General features: G+C 60.7%; 12 protein-coding genes. 7 read left to right on the forward strand and 5 right to left on the reverse strand.

The genetic code is table 11. The features are described 5' to 3' along the window. Position 1: 1 nt before the first annotated feature. A complete protein-coding gene (locus J0X15_RS08240; protein WP_206939623.1) occupies positions 2 to 1,225 on the reverse strand; it encodes a phage portal protein in 1,224 nt (407 codons plus the stop codon). 161 nt (positions 1,226 to 1,386) lie between these two features. Between J0X15_RS08240 and J0X15_RS08245 the strand changes: the two genes are divergently transcribed. Continuing rightward, entirely contained in the window at positions 1,387 to 1,986 is a 600-nt protein-coding gene (locus J0X15_RS08245) for an SRPBCC family protein (RefSeq protein ID WP_206939624.1), read from the forward strand. A gap of 121 nt (positions 1,987 to 2,107) precedes the next feature. On the opposite strand, the gene J0X15_RS08250 is transcribed toward J0X15_RS08245, so the two are convergent. From J0X15_RS08250 to J0X15_RS08260, 3 genes are all read right to left on the reverse strand, one after another. Next, a complete protein-coding gene (locus J0X15_RS08250; RefSeq protein WP_206940193.1) occupies positions 2,108 to 3,361 on the reverse strand; it encodes a DNA-packaging protein in 1,254 nt (417 codons plus the stop codon). After that, the gene (locus tag J0X15_RS08255; RefSeq protein WP_206939625.1) at positions 3,342 to 4,196 is read right to left on the reverse strand and encodes a hypothetical protein; all 855 of its coding nucleotides are present in this window, start codon (positions 4,194 to 4,196) and stop codon (positions 3,342 to 3,344) included. Before J0X15_RS08255 ends, J0X15_RS08250 begins: the two co-directional genes overlap by 20 nt. A gap of 631 nt (positions 4,197 to 4,827) precedes the next feature. Further along, positions 4,828 to 5,631 carry an NAD(P)H-dependent oxidoreductase gene (locus tag J0X15_RS08260; RefSeq protein WP_209015183.1) on the reverse strand — a complete coding sequence of 268 codons (804 nt, stop codon included), beginning with the start codon at positions 5,629 to 5,631 and terminating at the stop codon, positions 4,828 to 4,830. Here J0X15_RS08260 and J0X15_RS08265 point away from each other — a divergent pair. The 3 genes from J0X15_RS08265 (at position 5,591) to J0X15_RS08275 (ending at position 9,773) form a co-directional block, all read left to right on the forward strand. Beyond that, complete coding sequence (locus J0X15_RS08265; RefSeq protein WP_206939626.1) at positions 5,591 to 6,277, forward strand: TetR/AcrR family transcriptional regulator; 687 nt, start codon at positions 5,591 to 5,593, stop codon at positions 6,275 to 6,277. The two genes, J0X15_RS08260 and J0X15_RS08265, sit on opposite strands and share 41 nt — an antisense overlap. A gap of 78 nt (positions 6,278 to 6,355) precedes the next feature. Beyond that, positions 6,356 to 8,041: an FMN-binding glutamate synthase family protein gene (locus J0X15_RS08270; protein ID WP_209015184.1), complete on the forward strand. Its 1,686-nt coding sequence runs from the start codon at positions 6,356 to 6,358 to the stop codon at positions 8,039 to 8,041. A gap of 250 nt (positions 8,042 to 8,291) precedes the next feature. Continuing rightward, positions 8,292 to 9,773 (forward strand): methyl-accepting chemotaxis protein, encoded by a 1,482-nt coding sequence (locus J0X15_RS08275; RefSeq protein WP_206939627.1) that lies wholly within the window; start codon positions 8,292 to 8,294, stop codon positions 9,771 to 9,773. Positions 9,774 to 9,796: 23 nt separating this feature from the next. Here J0X15_RS08275 and J0X15_RS08280 read toward each other — a convergent pair whose 3' ends face one another. Beyond that, complete coding sequence (locus tag J0X15_RS08280) at positions 9,797 to 10,327, reverse strand: YcgN family cysteine cluster protein (RefSeq protein ID WP_206939629.1); 531 nt, start codon at positions 10,325 to 10,327, stop codon at positions 9,797 to 9,799. A 220-nt stretch (positions 10,328 to 10,547) separates the two neighbouring features. Here J0X15_RS08280 and J0X15_RS08285 point away from each other — a divergent pair, with 220 nt between their 5' ends. From J0X15_RS08285 to J0X15_RS08295, 3 genes are read left to right on the forward strand one after another with little or no spacing between them, the layout of a single operon-like run. Continuing rightward, the gene (locus tag J0X15_RS08285; protein WP_209015218.1) at positions 10,548 to 12,749 is read left to right on the forward strand and encodes a transglycosylase domain-containing protein; all 2,202 of its coding nucleotides are present in this window, start codon (positions 10,548 to 10,550) and stop codon (positions 12,747 to 12,749) included. Next, positions 12,746 to 13,513, forward strand: coding sequence for a DUF1214 domain-containing protein (locus tag J0X15_RS08290; protein WP_206939630.1), 768 nt, complete (start codon positions 12,746 to 12,748; stop codon positions 13,511 to 13,513). Before J0X15_RS08285 ends, J0X15_RS08290 begins: the two co-directional genes overlap by 4 nt. After that, positions 13,510 to 14,076, forward strand: a complete 567-nt coding sequence (locus J0X15_RS08295; protein ID WP_206939633.1) for a DUF1254 domain-containing protein — start codon at positions 13,510 to 13,512, stop codon at positions 14,074 to 14,076. Before J0X15_RS08290 ends, J0X15_RS08295 begins: the two co-directional genes overlap by 4 nt. Positions 14,077 to 14,083 lie beyond the last annotated feature (7 nt).

The following is a 14,083-nucleotide window of genomic DNA, read 5'->3' on the forward strand; positions in this document are numbered from 1 at the left end:
CTCACGCTTCGCCCTGCTGCAGGCCGTAGCCGACGGCCATGCGTTTCTCGTCGTCGGACAAAAACTCTGCCGCGCCGACCCGCCGCCACAAGGCCTCGCGTTCCGCCGACAGGGCTTCGATGCCGTCCAGATCCGGTATCAGGGACAATGGGAGGTCGCCAAACGCCGGGCCGAGCCAGCCGGTCAAGGCGGCGGCCGTGCGCCCCACCAGCGGCAGCACGCAGGTGCGCCAGAAGGCCAGATTGGCCTCGCGGTAATTGGCGTAGGTGTTGTCTCCGGGAATGCCCAGCAGCATCGGCGGCACGCCGAAGGCCAGGGCGATTTCCCGCGCCGCCTGGTTCTTCGCCTCGATGAAATCCATGTCCTTCGGCGTCAGCCCCATCGGCTTCCAGTCCAGCCCGCCTTCCAGCAGCAGAGGCCGCCCGGCGTTCTTGGCGCCCTGGTAGCCGGCCTCCAGCTCCTGCTTCAGCCGGTCGAACTGATCCGGCGACAGGTTCGTCGCCTCGCCCTGACCGTAAACCAGCGCCCCCGAAGGCCGGGCGGCGTTATCAAGCAGCGCCTTGTTCCAGCCTGCCGCCGCATTGTGGGTGTCGAGGCTGACCTGGGCGGCCTCGATCGGGGCAAAGCCGTAATGATCATTCAGCGGATGAAACAGCTTCAGATGCCGCACCGTGGCAATGTCGCTGCCCTCTCCCGGTACAGTGCCGAGACGCAAGGAACGACCGCCGACGCTGTAGTCGACCGCCTCGACCCAGCCGGAGGCGGCGACCACCAGCTTCACCCGGTCCGGCCGCAGGGGATGCAGCTCGCGCAGACTGCCTTCCACCGAGACCTGCTCCAGAAACGCGTTCCCGGCGCCGAGCAGATGGCCATAGACCGTTTCCAGAAACTCTGCCCCGGTCATTTCGCCATTCGGCTGTGCCAGAAGCGCCTTCAGAGGATGCGTCGTAACCTCCTGATCGGCCTCGAACAAACCGAGGGGAACAGAGGCAGCCGCCTCGCTGATCAACCGGATGCAGCGGTAGACCACCGGGTTGCGGGCATAGCCCTCGCGGGCCAGCGCAGCATAGTCGCGCGGGCTCCAGACCGGCGCCTGATGACCGCTCCAGGCAATCAATGGCGCCGTTTGCGAGGCCTTTGTTTCTTCTGCCACCCGTGTTGGCCGGAACCCGGCGGCGGCACGGCGAAATGGGAAAGAGGATTCAAGTCTTCCGAACAAGCGCATGATTCAATAAGCCTTTCGCCTGCAGTTTAAAGATTGATTCAAGACGTTTGTCGCATGGGACTTCCCGCCGCCTTAAAGCTGCCGTAAGGTCAATATACGTGAAGATACCTAGTGCAGCCTGGCCCCATCCTCTGCACGCCGCAGTGCCGGAGATCTGAGAAATGTCCCACTCGACCGTGTCCGACTGTCCAGAGAAAAATGCCGCGACAAGCGGTGAACCGGACGTGCCCAATGGCATTCGCTTCCACACCTGGTTGCCGCTCAGCGCCGAGCGCGCCTGGCTGGTTCTGACCAAGGCGGAACACCTGAAGGAATGGTTTGGCGATCACATCTCCCTTGATGCGACCCCCGGCGGCTTCTTTCGCGAAATCACCCATCGGGACGGTCGCAAGGTCGTGACCTTTGGCCAGATGAAGCAGCTGGAACCGCCGCAGCGCATCACCATGACCTGGTCTGACGAGGACTGGGGCGTGGAAACCGAGCTGGAATTGTTGCTGACTGGCCTGCCCGACGGAACCCTTTGCACCCTGACCCACTCCGGATGGTGCGGGCTTGATCCGAACACCGCCGCCGCCGTCCGACTGGATCACGAGGCCGGATGGAAACGTCATCTGACCAGCCTCGAGGCCTATTGCCGCTTGCAGCTTGGCGTGCCAGTACCTCGCCAGACGGGCCCAAATCCAAATCGGGTCCGGCCGCTGGGCGCAACCATCGTGCTGCCATCACCAGAGGTCGCCGGATTGGCCGCCACAGTGCGATAGAGACAGGACACAGAACACCCGAGGCCAGGTCCGGCTGACTGGTCATCAGGGCAAAGCCCCATCGTCGGAGGTCGAAAACCACCTCCGTCCAGCCGGGAAAACCCGCACGAAACGGCGTCTTTCACAAATGACGCACACGTGGTTCGGCCCTTGAGCCCAGCAGCAACTCGCTGACTGCCCAGACCAGCGCATCCAGCCGGTCGGGGGACCGGCCGCTGGACAGACCGCTCGGCGAGAAATCACACATTTCATCTTCCAGCTCCGGAAACACACCGGCATGTTTCACCTTGCCCTGATCGTACAGCATGGCGACCGGCTCGGCCCGGGCGTGCTTGCTGCGACTGGCGTGAACGCGTTTCACCGGTGCCGTGTCATCGACTGAGCGGATCACCTCGCTGACCATCTCGCCGCCCTGGTTGACCTCCGCCACCAGACAATCCGCATCAAGCGCATGATACAGCCCGGTGGCCGCAGCGGCCCATTGTCCCGGCTTGGCCTGAGGCAGCGATCTGTCGGCCAGCACATAAACCCGCCCATCCTCGCCCAGACCTGCCGCCACCAGGCCGCAGGCATCCGAGCGCTTGCCCGATGAGGCGGGCGGGTCGATGGCAACGACAATGCGGACGAAGCGGTCAGGTACCTGTTCGACCCGGCACTGTTCCACCCCGGCACGCGACCACAGGGCGTCGGGTCTGTCCTCGATCAGCTCGCCGTCCAGCTCCTGCCGTCCCAGACGCGTGCCGGCATAGCGCCCGACAACAGCCTCCAGAAACCCCGGCGCCAGAAAAGGCGCGTTGACCCGTGTCGGAGCATGGGTGACGGAGGTCGCCTCTAGTCCCAGCAGCCGCTTTAGCAGTGGCACCGGGCGCGGGGTCGTGGTGATCAGTTGCCGGGGCCTCTGGCCCAGGCGCAAACCGAATTGCAGCATGTCGAAGGTCTCCTCGGCGTTTTTCCATTTTGCCAGTTCGTCGCACCACGCCAGGTGAAACTGCGGCCCCCGCAGGGCCTCCGGATCCTCTGAGCTGAAGGCCTGAGCGACTGCACCGCCCGGCCACTCCAGCCGGCGCCGGGTGGGAATCCATACCGGACGCTCGGCCTTCTGGTGGACTGCCAACAGCCCGGACACGCCTTCCACCATCACCTCGCGCACATCGGCATAGGTTTCGCCGACCAGAGCGATGCGCAGCGGTCCGTCCTCCAGCTGCCCGGTGTTTGTGTGTGCTCTTGGGCCGACACTGGCGCGCAGCCATTCCGCCCCGGCGCGTGTCTTGCCCGCGCCACGGCCGCCCATCAGCAGCCAGATGCGCCAGTCGCCCGCCGGCGCCAGTTGATGGCCATGGGCAAAGGTCTGCCAGTCATTCAGCAGAAAGCGCATTTCCGTCTGGGTCAGCTGGCTCAGCGCGCCCTCCAGCTGGCCCCGCCCCGCACAAGCGCTCAAGGCGCTGCGCAAGCGTTCGGCGCAGGGTGTCCGGGTCGAGACCGTTTTCGCTGCCCCGCCCATCGGCGTCTGTGTCGTCGGATCCTTCGACCCTGCTGTCTCGTTGTCCGGGCACCTCTGCATGGCCGCGCGCTCCCTTTGCTTTGGCTGGCATGCCCGCGTCCCGCTCGGCTTCCGCCTGCAGCCCCAGCAGCACGGTCAATGTGCGTGCCAGGCTCGCCAGGGTTTTCACGGTCCTGTCGATCTCGCCAATGTCGGCGACCCCGGCTTCCGCCTGTGTGCCTGAAGTGGCTAGTCTTTGCGTCTCCAGCGCCTTCAGGCGGCTCTCCATGCGCTCCATCTGGGCGGCGAAGGAGCGATACAGCCGGGCGATCATCGCAGCCCGCGCTTGCGGGTCCTGCAAGGACAGGTGTTCCCCTTGCGCCAGGGCTGCCGACGGGTCGTCGTCTTTCGCTGGATACTTACGCCAGCCGACCTTCCGTCCGCCCTTGCGACGGGCTCGCTTTGCTTCCATGCGCCGGCGCATTTCGGCTTCCACCTCCGCACGACTCGGCGGTTCGCGCCCGGCCTGCTCAGCCAACCGTCCCATCCGTTGCACCACCGCATCGACCAGCAACGGGTTCAACTTCACCGGAGGCCGTGGGCACGGGTTCTCTCCCGGGCCTGGAACTGTCTGGCTTGCTTCAGTCAGGTTTGCGTCAGCCTGCATCCCGTCAGTCTGGCTTGCATCAGGTAGGCACCCGTCGCTCGGCCCCCCCGCCCGCTTCCCCATGTCGCTCTCTCCCCTGTCCCTATGCCCCGTGTCGCTTTGCCCCGTGTCGCTCTCATCCTGCTGGCGTTTCAAAGTCTCATCCCCCTCACGCCTCTGCACCGCAGCTTCCCCCCCTCGCCCCCCGCGTTCATTCCATGGGAGGAGTAACAAGGAACCAGGCGCGCAAAAAACGCTCCACCCCTCGCCTCCGTCATCCCGGACAAGCGCAGCACAGAGCCGGGACCGGTGAGCCAAAGTGGTCGCCATCAAGTCGCAAGTGCCAACCTCTCCCGCGTCATGCCATGGCTCGACCATGGCATCCATGCCGTGACCTCTCCTCACCAGAAGCCTCAGCGAACAGCACGGGATGACGCGTGGGGCGCAGACGAGCGAAAGCATCCGGCGCCGAGAAATCCTCGCCAGATGCCCAAAAAATCGTTTGTTTCAAGTGAGTTAAGAAACGCGACCCAAAGTTGTCCCCGAGGCGTCAGACTGTGCGAAGCTAAGCCTCATTCAGCGCACCAGAGCCCGGCAACAGCCGCAGTTCTTCGATCATGCCAAGACCCTAGCAGACGAGCGTGACGCTGTCAAGAATATATTCCTATACTTCAAGCAACCCACAGTGATCGACTGGTTTTTCTATCCGCCCCGCTCAAACGGAGCGGCCCTGTTTTTCAGCCCGTTTCAACCACTTGGCGCGTTTTTGCGGGGTTGAGTTGCGGACGGGCGAAAACTCGGTGATGCGCAGCAGTTTGAGGCCGACGAAATTGACGATCTGTTTTTTCAACTGCTGCTTCAGGCCGAAACCATAGATCCAGTGAAGGAAGACTTTTGGCGTGTCGGAAGTGAGGAGAACTTCCGAGGTGCGGCCCTTGAGAAGAGCCACTGGCAGCAGCTTGCCATCGTCATAGCGGAAGGCCTTGCCGTGCAAAAAGCTTCGGTCGATCAACCCCTTGAGCTTGGCCGGCATGCCGCCCCACCACAACGGGTGGGCGATGACGAGATGGTCGGCCCACAGCAGGTCATCCCAAAAAGCCTGCAGATCCGGCTCCAGCGGCTTGGCATCGCGAAACCGGGAGACGCCGAAGTCCGCATCGAAGCTCATGGCGCTGAGGCGATGGGTGCGCATCTGATGGCCTGCCGCCCCTGCTCCATCGGCATAGGCCTGCAACAGGGCGTGCGAAAGGCTTTCGGCAGCCGGGTGGCCGTCGAGCAGCAAAATATTTTTCGTCATGTCTTCTCTCTGTTTGTTCGAGCCTGTGCGACCCATCCGGACCGATGACAAAATCGCAAAGGCGAAGCGAATGGTCTCGAAACGACTTTCTCTTAAATTGACCGCGGTCATTTTTTGACATCGCCAGCGATTCAGGTCAAGATTTATTTTGACCACGGTCATTTTTAAGCGAAAGATGCACATGCCCAATCCCCCTTCCAACCCCACCTCCTCTGCCACCACGCCGGCCGCGCGCCCGCGGCAACGTCGGCCCCAGGCACGGACGCTGAAGACACGGGAGAAGGTTCTGGAAGCCGCGCGCCAGATGGCTGAACGGTCCGGCGGGCTGGAAGAGCTGACGGCAGAAGCCATTGCGGCGGAAGCTGGCGTGGCGAAGGGAACGATCTTCGCGCATTTCACGGATATGGACGGACTGCTGTCCTATCTGCTTCTGGATCGGCTGGCTGAGCTGATAAAGCCTGAAGGATCAGAACCTTACGCGCACGGTTCCGGCGTACATCCTGCACCTCTGGAGGGTGTGCTTGGCAAGATGGAGCAGCTGATCCGGGTGATCACCACGGACCAGACCGTGCTGCGGCTGTTTTTACAGAACACCGGCTACGGCATTGGCACTTGCGCCCCGGAATTCCTCGCCGTTCTGCACAGGCTCGACGGAGAACTCGAAGCGTTTCTAAGGGCTTGGCAGGAACACTCGCAGTGGCGCCCGGCGCTGCGACAGGACCTGGATCCGGCGGAAATGACCGATGGGCTGATCGCCTTCATGGTCCATGCCGCCCTGAAACACCGCTCCGGCCAGACCGCTGACTTGTCGGATGTGCTAGCACGGTTGAAACGTCATACCCGAGCCTATCTGACTGTGGCAAAGTAGGTCGCGCCTCGGCACCGACCGGCGCCAGAACCAGATCCACAAGCCAGCCCTTTTCGCCGCCAGTGACAGGTCATCAATTTGCCCCTCCCCATCGCCTCTCCGATCCCAGCGCGTAAATACGTCTTTTTTATCAGCATCTTCCTGGCACTCGCCAATCTCGCCTATGCGCTTTTGGCGAACATCTGGTTCCTGCTGCCAGCGCTGATCTTCATCGGTCTTGCGGTGGTCGGGATCCTGGATCTGAGGCAAAAACGGCATTCCGTTCTGCGCAATTATCCGATCCTCGGGCATTTTCGCTACATGTTCGAATCCATCCGCCCGGAAATGCGACAGTATTTCTTCGAGAGCAATCTCGACGGTACCCCGTTCTCCCGCGAACAACGCTCTCTGGTCTATGACCGGGCAAAAGACATCGAGGGCAACAAGCCCTTCGGCACCGAGCATGATCTTTATGCCGAGGACTACTCCTGGATGAACCACTCGATGGTGCCCAAGGGCGGACCGGGAAAGCCCCGCAAAGACCCGCGCAGTGACGAAACCCTACGAGTTCTGATAGGTGGACCGGATTGCACAAAGCCCTATTCCGCCTCACTTTTCAACATTTCGGCCATGAGTTTCGGCGCTCTGTCGGCCAATGCGATTACTGCGCTGAATTCCGGTGCGGCGATGGGGAATTTCGCCCACGACACCGGCGAAGGCGGCATCTCGCGCTATCACAAGCAACCCGGTGGCGACCTGATCTGGGAGATCGGCTCGGGTTATTTCGGTTGTCGATCGGCTGAAGGCGGCTTCGACCCAGTGGCTTTCGCCACCCAGGCTGCCCTGCCGCAGGTGAAGATGATCGAAATAAAGCTGAGCCAGGGCGCAAAACCCGGCCACGGCGGTGTGCTGCCTGCACCGAAGGTCAGCGAGGAGATTGCCGAGGCGCGCGGCGTGACGAGAGGCGAGGATTGTGTATCTCCCTCCGCCCATTCAGCCTTCTCCACACCGCTAGAACTTGTTGATTTTATTATCAAACTTAGAAATCTTTCGGAAGGAAAGCCTGTCGGTATCAAGCTGTGCCTGGGGCATAAGTGGGAGTTCATGGCGCTCGTCAAGGCGATGATCGAGCGCGATACGGCACCGGATTTCATTGTCATTGATGGGGCGGAAGGTGGCACCGGCGCGGCTCCGCTTGAGTTCTCCAACCATCTGGGCACGCCGCTTCGCCAGGGTCTGGTGTTCGTGCACAACACATTGATCGGCGCCGGACTGCGCCAGAGGATCAGTCTTGGCGCCAGCGGCAAGCTGATCACTGCGTTTGACATTGCCGCGACGCTAAGTCTTGGAGCAGACTGGGTAAATTCAGCAAGAGGCTTCATGTTTTCCATCGGCTGCATCCAGTCCCAGAGCTGCCACACCAACCGCTGTCCGGTTGGCGTCGCCACGCAGGATCCACAGCGTCAGGAGGCTCTCGTGGTGCCGGAGAAATCCATCCGGGTCGCCAACTTCCACCGCAACACCTTGCGGGCCCTTTCGGAATTTGCCGAGGCCTCCGGGCTGGACTCCCCACGTCAGCTGCAGCCAGAGCATATTTATCTGCGTGAAGGCCACCGCGAGATATTGCCCGCCAGTGCCGCACTGGAGTGGTTGAAGAAGGGGGCGTTGTTGATACAGAACGACATTGCCGGATACTCGACCTATTGGAAAATGGCGCAAGCCAGCAGTTTCGAACCAATCAAGAGCGTCGAAGCCGCTCATGATGAACGCAAACAGGACACGTGAGCATCCGGCACGGCGAGTGGCGCATAGGTGCAGTGATCCTCTTCGCTACCAGAAGAAGGAAATATCCTTTCGGCTTTGAATTAGGCAAATTTACCAAGGACAAAAGCAGGGTAAATACTGATACTATTCGCAGGAACTGTAAGTATAAAATAATTTACTGTGCTCACAACGTCAAAACAAGGTGACTTTTCACACTGCATTAACCAAAACTCTCCAATGCTCTGCACTAGATATTGTTTGGAGCACCCGAATGTCCCTGTTTAAGCGCAAAAAAACTTCTCAACTTGAAGACATTTACAGTGCATTGGACCGTTCCCAGGCTGTCATTGAGTTTAACCCTGACGGTACGATCCTCACCGCCAACGAAAATTTCCTCAAGACGCTCGGCTATGAGCTCTCTGAAATTCAGGGCCATCATCACTCGATGTTTGTCAGCGAGAGCGACCGGAGAAGCTCAGAATACCAGGACTTCTGGGCAAGCCTGTCACGCGGCGAGTTCAAGGCCGGACAGTTCAAGCGCATCGACAAGAATGGTGAAGAGGTCTGGATCGAAGCAACCTACAACCCGATCCGCAAATCTGATGGCACGCCTTACAAGGTTGTGAAATTCGCCTCCGACATCACAGCGCGGATCGAAGAAGCCGCCGAGATGAAAGGCCAGGTTGCTGCCATCAATGAAGTCAGCGCGGTCATTCATTTCGATCTGGACGGCACAATCCTTCACGCCAATCCGAATTTCCTTGAGGCAATGGGCTACAGCCTGAATGAAATTCGCGGCAAGCACCACTCCATCTTCGTCGACAATGACTATAGCCGGAGCGATGAATACACCCAGTTCTGGGCAGGATTGAAGAATGGGAAATTCTGCGCCGGACAATACAAGCGCCTTGCCAAGGGCGGACGAGAAATCTGGATCGAAGCTTCCTATAATCCCATCCTGAAACCCGACGGAACGCCATACAAGGTGGTCAAGTTCGCCACTGACATCACCAAGCAGGTTGAGCTTCTGAAGAACCTGGAAACAATCATCAACGGCAATTTCGGTGAGATAGAAGGTGCGTTGACGAGCTCCGAACAGCAGACCTACTCTGCCGTGTCCGCTGCGGACGAAACCAGCAACAATGTTCAGACGATCGCATCTGCGACAGAAGAACTTGCTGCCTCGATCCGTGAAATCGCCCACACGATGAACCGGTCACGCGATGCCACGACGGCCGCCTCGGAATGCACCCAGTCGGCCAGCAATGCGACCGTCCGGCTCAACGACGCAACACGGGCGATGACCGGTATCGTCAAGCTGATCCAGGACATTGCCGAGGAAATCAATCTTCTGGCGCTCAACGCCACGATTGAATCCGCTCGCGCCGGGGAAGCCGGCCGTGGCTTTGCGGTGGTGGCCAATGAGGTTAAGAATCTGGCCGGACAGGCCGCCAAGGCGACAGAGCAAATCACCCAAGAAATCTCCGGCATTCAGACCATTTCCGGCGATGTCGTGGCGGCCCTGGAAAAAATCAACAGTGCAGTTGAAACCGTCGAGGAGCAGGTCGCCTCCGCCTCGGCTGCCGTGGAAGAACAGAGCGTTGTCACCAACGGCATGTCTCACAACATGCAGGATGCAGCCAATGCTGTGGGCACCATTTCCCGGTCCGTCACCGACATCAAGTCATCGGTGCTTAACATCAGCTCCGCTGTTGTCAAAACACGGGATGCCACCAGCGTGCTTGCACGCTGACCGGGCTGTTTTGCCAAGGCGCTTTAAGGTTTGTCTGAAGAGGATGTCGGCATTTCACTGCCTGCCGGCACTTCTCCTGGCCAGCTGACAACATGCGCCTCATAATCCTCAATCTCGATACCGTCCTCCGGGACCGTCATGCCGGTTACTGAAATTCCCGCCTGGTGCACCGTGTCCGGATCGCCGGAGAGCAACGGATGCCACCAGTAGAGGTCCTCCCCGTCACGCACAAGACGATAGGCACAGGTCGGCGGTAGCCAGGTCAGGGTGTTGACCTCTTCCACGGTCAAGCGGATGCAGTCGGGTACGGTGTCAGCGCGGTTTTCATAATCGCGGCAACGACAACTGTCGCCATCGAGCAGAGTGCAGGCGACATCGGTCCAGACAATGGCACCGGTATCCCAGTCTTCCAACTTGTTCAGACAGCAGCGCGCGCAGCCATCACACAAGCTTTCCCACTCGGTCCGGTTCATCTCGTCCAGCTTCTTGGTCTTCCAGAACGGTAAATCGCTGGATGTCTTGGCTGGATTTTCTGTTGGGGCGATTGATTTCATCTGTCTTTTGACGTTCCTTGTCAGGACATGATTTGGCTCGCGGACTAACAGGGTCCGCATCAAACGGCAAGCAGGACTTCCCACCTTGGTAGATAAGGACAGGACAGAGGACGCTGCATCCACCGGATCCGACGGAACTTCTCCCGACGGCAATGAGGATGTGGTGCGCGGTGAGACAGATGTCTCGCAGCGGGGCGCTGCCGAATCTCCTGCAGCTCATCTGAAGCCCAAGCGCGGCATTGGCCACTGGTTTCTGGGGCTGGACGCCTGGCTCGATACCGGCCTCTGGGCACTTGGCTCAACCCTGCGCAGAGGTGCAGAGGCCTATGATGGGTTCCTGCGGCGCTTCCGGGCGCGCGGCTTCTGGCGGGCCATGGCCGAGGTGGCTTCTGAAGGCGCGACCTGGGGGCTGGTCGGGCTGGCCGTCATGCTGGCCTTCGCGCAACCGGCGTTTGAGGCAACCCGGCACTCCGACTGGCGAACAACCGATGACTTCGCCGTCACCTTTCTGGACCGCAACGGCAAGGAAATCGGCAAGCGTGGCATCGTGCTGAATGACAGCGTGCCGCTGGAGGAAATCCCCGACGGGCTGGTGAAAGCCACGCTTGCCACTGAAGATCGACGGTTTTTTCTCCACTTCGGCATCGACATTCTGGGGACCTTCCGCGCCATCGTCGAAAATGCCCGCGCCGGCGGGGTCGTTCAGGGAGGGTCGACCTTGACCCAGCAGCTGGCTAAGAACCTGTTTCTGACCAATGAGCGAACTCTGGGCCGCAAGATCAAGGAAGCCTATCTTGCGCTGTGGCTGGAAGCTAATCTCACCAAGAACGAAATCCTCAAGCTCTACCTCGACCGGGCCTACATGGGCGGTGGGGTATTCGGCGTGACGGCAGCAGCCGAATTCTACTTCGACAAGAACGTGCGTGAGCTGACCCTGGCGGAGAGCGCCATGCTGGCCGGCCTCTACAAGGCACCGGTCAAATATGCGCCACATGTCAACCTTCCGGCAGCACGTGGGCGGGCCAATGAAGTGCTGACCAATATGGTGCAGGCCGGGTTCCTGACCGAGGGCCAGGTGATCGGTGCCAGACGCAACCCCGCGCAGGCGGTGGATCGCACCCAAGAGCAGCTGCCGGAATATTATCTCGACTGGGCCCTGGAGGAAGTGAAGAAGCTTTCCCGCAAGAACCCAGATCTGGCCCGCGACCGGATTGTGACTGTACGCACGCCCTTCGACGCCGCTCTGCAAAAACAGGCGGATGAGGCGGTCTCCTCCGTATTGGCAGAAAACGCCAAGATCCGTGACGTGGATGAGGCAGCCCTCGTGGCAATGCGCAGCGACGGCGCAGTCGTCGCCATGGTCGGCGGGTCGTCTTATGGAGAAAGCCAGTTCAACCGGGCAACCAACGCCCTGCGCCAACCCGGTTCCTCATTCAAGCCCTTCGTCTACATCACCGCTTTCATGAATGGCTATGACAAGAACAGCATCGTGCCCGACCGGCCGCTGACAATTGGCAACTGGAGCCCGCGAAATTATGGTCGCAGCTACCGCGGACCGGTGTCTCTGAAACTGGCCTTGACCAAGTCGATCAACACCATACCGGTGCGTCTGGCGCAGGCAATCGGCCGCAAGAAAATCATCGAAACGGCTTATGACATGGGCCTGACCCATGAGCTGGAAGATGTGGTGACACTGCCAATCGGCTCCTCAGAGGTAACCGCCATCGACATGGCCGGATCGTATTCTGCCTTTGCCAATGGCGGCTACCGCGCCACGCCCTATGCCATTCTCGAAGTGACCAACACCGAGGGCCGCGTGCTTTACAACCGGGCGCGCGACGAAGCGGAACCAAAGCGAGTGCTGCCGGCCGACAAGGTGGCGGAAATGAATGAGATCCTGGTCAATGTGGTGGAGGCGGGCACCGGCGGTCGGGCGCGCATCGACGGGGTCGTCGCGGCGGGCAAGACCGGCACGACCTCGGCTTATCGCGATGCCTGGTTCGTCGGCTACACCGGCAACTTCACCGCTGCGGTTTGGTACGGCAACGACAATTTCTCTTCCACACGGCGGGTGACCGGTGGAAGTCTGCCGGCCATGACCTGGCAGAAGTTCATGGAGTTTGCGCATCGGGATGTCGAGCTCGCGCCAATGCCCGGTGTTGACCCGGACACACTGCCGCGGTTTCCCAAGACCGGGATAGCCACAGGGCCAGAGCAGAAAACTCAGCCGCAGCTGCTGAACCGTAATACCCAGAAAGCGCTGCAAGAAATCGAGGACGCCTTGCAACGCATGGCACCCCAGGTGCAGGCTGACCTCTTGCAGGGATCGCGACCAGCAGGCGTTCTGGCGCCCCATGAGGTTGCAAGCTCCGCTGCCCCCTCCGCCAGCATGACCAGCATGGTCGGGAGTACGGCGCGATGAGCGTTGCCGACGACAGGGCAGCTTCGGCTGGACAGAGCCAAACCCGCAGCCCACGGGTACTCTCGGTTGCCCGGGCCAAGGCCCAGACACAAGCGGAGGCCTGGGGGGGCCACGACAGCCTGGTACAATTGCGCCCCGACCTTCACGACGTGGTGGACGGTGGTCCGCCAAAGCCCCTGCGCGGACTGATGATGATCCTGCTCGTGCTAATGGCAGGATCAGCCATCGGCATCGGTTCAGCGGCACTCGTCATTCAGGGCGAGCGTCCTTTTACCATCACGAGCTTGGGACCGTGGACAGCCAACCCCTATGCCGGAACCGACAAGGCAGACCCCTATTCGGTGGCGATCTACACCCGAAGTGCACGCGTTCCCCTGGCTCAGGGCGAAGGCCTGGCGCTGACCGCATATGACGACAGCTCCGGGCGTCCGCTGTCACCGGACTGTACCTATGAGATCTCCGGCACCACACCGACAGCGCGGCTGTGGACGCTGACGGCGGCCAATGACAAGGGCGACTTGGCCGCAACCATGGCCGGCCGGACCTCTTTGGCGAGCCCGGGGCTGTTGCGAAATGAGGACGGCAGTTTTCAAATCACCGCCTCACGCACGCCCTCATCGGGCAACTGGCTGCCTCTGGCAAACAGCCCCGACGTGCTGGAGGGCCTGAGCTTCACATTCCGGCTGTATGATGCCCCGGTAACCACCGGCGCCTCTCTGGAAGGCGCCGAAATGCCGGACATTCGGAGGCTTGGCTGCCGATGAGCATTCACCTGCCCTCCCGACTGCGGTGGGGTGCTGCCTTCGTGGCAACACTCTCGCTGGCCGTGGTCGTTCACATTCTGGTGGTGTTGGCGATCCCGCGCGAGGTAACCCACAGCGCCTATACGGACGCGGCACGCTTTGGTCCCGACCGACAATTCAACCTGCTGCCGGCTGTCGAGGCAGGTGCGGAACCCCTGCCCGGTCTCGACCCGGCTATGAAACATGCTGCCTGCCGCTATCAGCTGGATGACGGGCCTGTGCTCTTCACGGCTGCTGTGCCGGTGCCGTTCTGGTCCATCGGGTTGTTCAATGCAACTGGAGAAGTCGTCTACTCGCTCAACAACCGGACGGCTGGATCCGACATCCTGTCACTGCTGTTGATCACCCCGCAACAGCTTTCCATCCTGCGCGAAAATCCGCCAGAAGATCTCGACAAACTGATCGTCATCGAAACCGCTGCCACACAGGGCTTCGCGCTCCTGCGCGCGTTTTCACCCTCGCCTGCCAAGGACCTGGAAGTCGATCTGGCAATGAAGACGGCGTTCTGCGGTAGGTTTGAATAGCTTTTCA

The organism is Roseibium limicola, from assembly GCF_017313085.1.
In the GTDB taxonomy this organism is placed as follows: Bacteria; Pseudomonadota; Alphaproteobacteria; order Rhizobiales; family Stappiaceae; genus Roseibium; species Roseibium limicola.

Excerpts from the sequence above, each read along its gene's own strand:
- J0X15_RS08240 (WP_206939623.1), bottom strand. The coding sequence starts at position 1,225 with ATGCGCTTGTTCGGAAGACTTGAATCCTCTTTCCCATTTCGCCGTGCC.
- J0X15_RS08290 (WP_206939630.1), top strand. The coding sequence starts at position 12,746 with ATGAGCGTTGCCGACGACAGGGCAGCTTCGGCTGGACAGAGCCAAACC.
- J0X15_RS08250 (WP_206940193.1), bottom strand. The coding sequence starts at position 3,361 with ATGCGCTTTCTGCTGAATGACTGGCAGACCTTTGCCCATGGCCATCAA.
- J0X15_RS08255 (WP_206939625.1), bottom strand. The coding sequence starts at position 4,196 with ATGGGGAAGCGGGCGGGGGGGCCGAGCGACGGGTGCCTACCTGATGCA.
- J0X15_RS08280 (WP_206939629.1), bottom strand. The coding sequence starts at position 10,327 with ATGAAATCAATCGCCCCAACAGAAAATCCAGCCAAGACATCCAGCGAT.
- J0X15_RS08265 (WP_206939626.1), top strand. The coding sequence starts at position 5,591 with ATGCCCAATCCCCCTTCCAACCCCACCTCCTCTGCCACCACGCCGGCC.
- J0X15_RS08245 (WP_206939624.1), top strand. The coding sequence starts at position 1,387 with ATGTCCCACTCGACCGTGTCCGACTGTCCAGAGAAAAATGCCGCGACA.
- J0X15_RS08295 (WP_206939633.1), top strand. The coding sequence starts at position 13,510 with ATGAGCATTCACCTGCCCTCCCGACTGCGGTGGGGTGCTGCCTTCGTG.
- J0X15_RS08275 (WP_206939627.1), top strand. The coding sequence starts at position 8,292 with ATGTCCCTGTTTAAGCGCAAAAAAACTTCTCAACTTGAAGACATTTAC.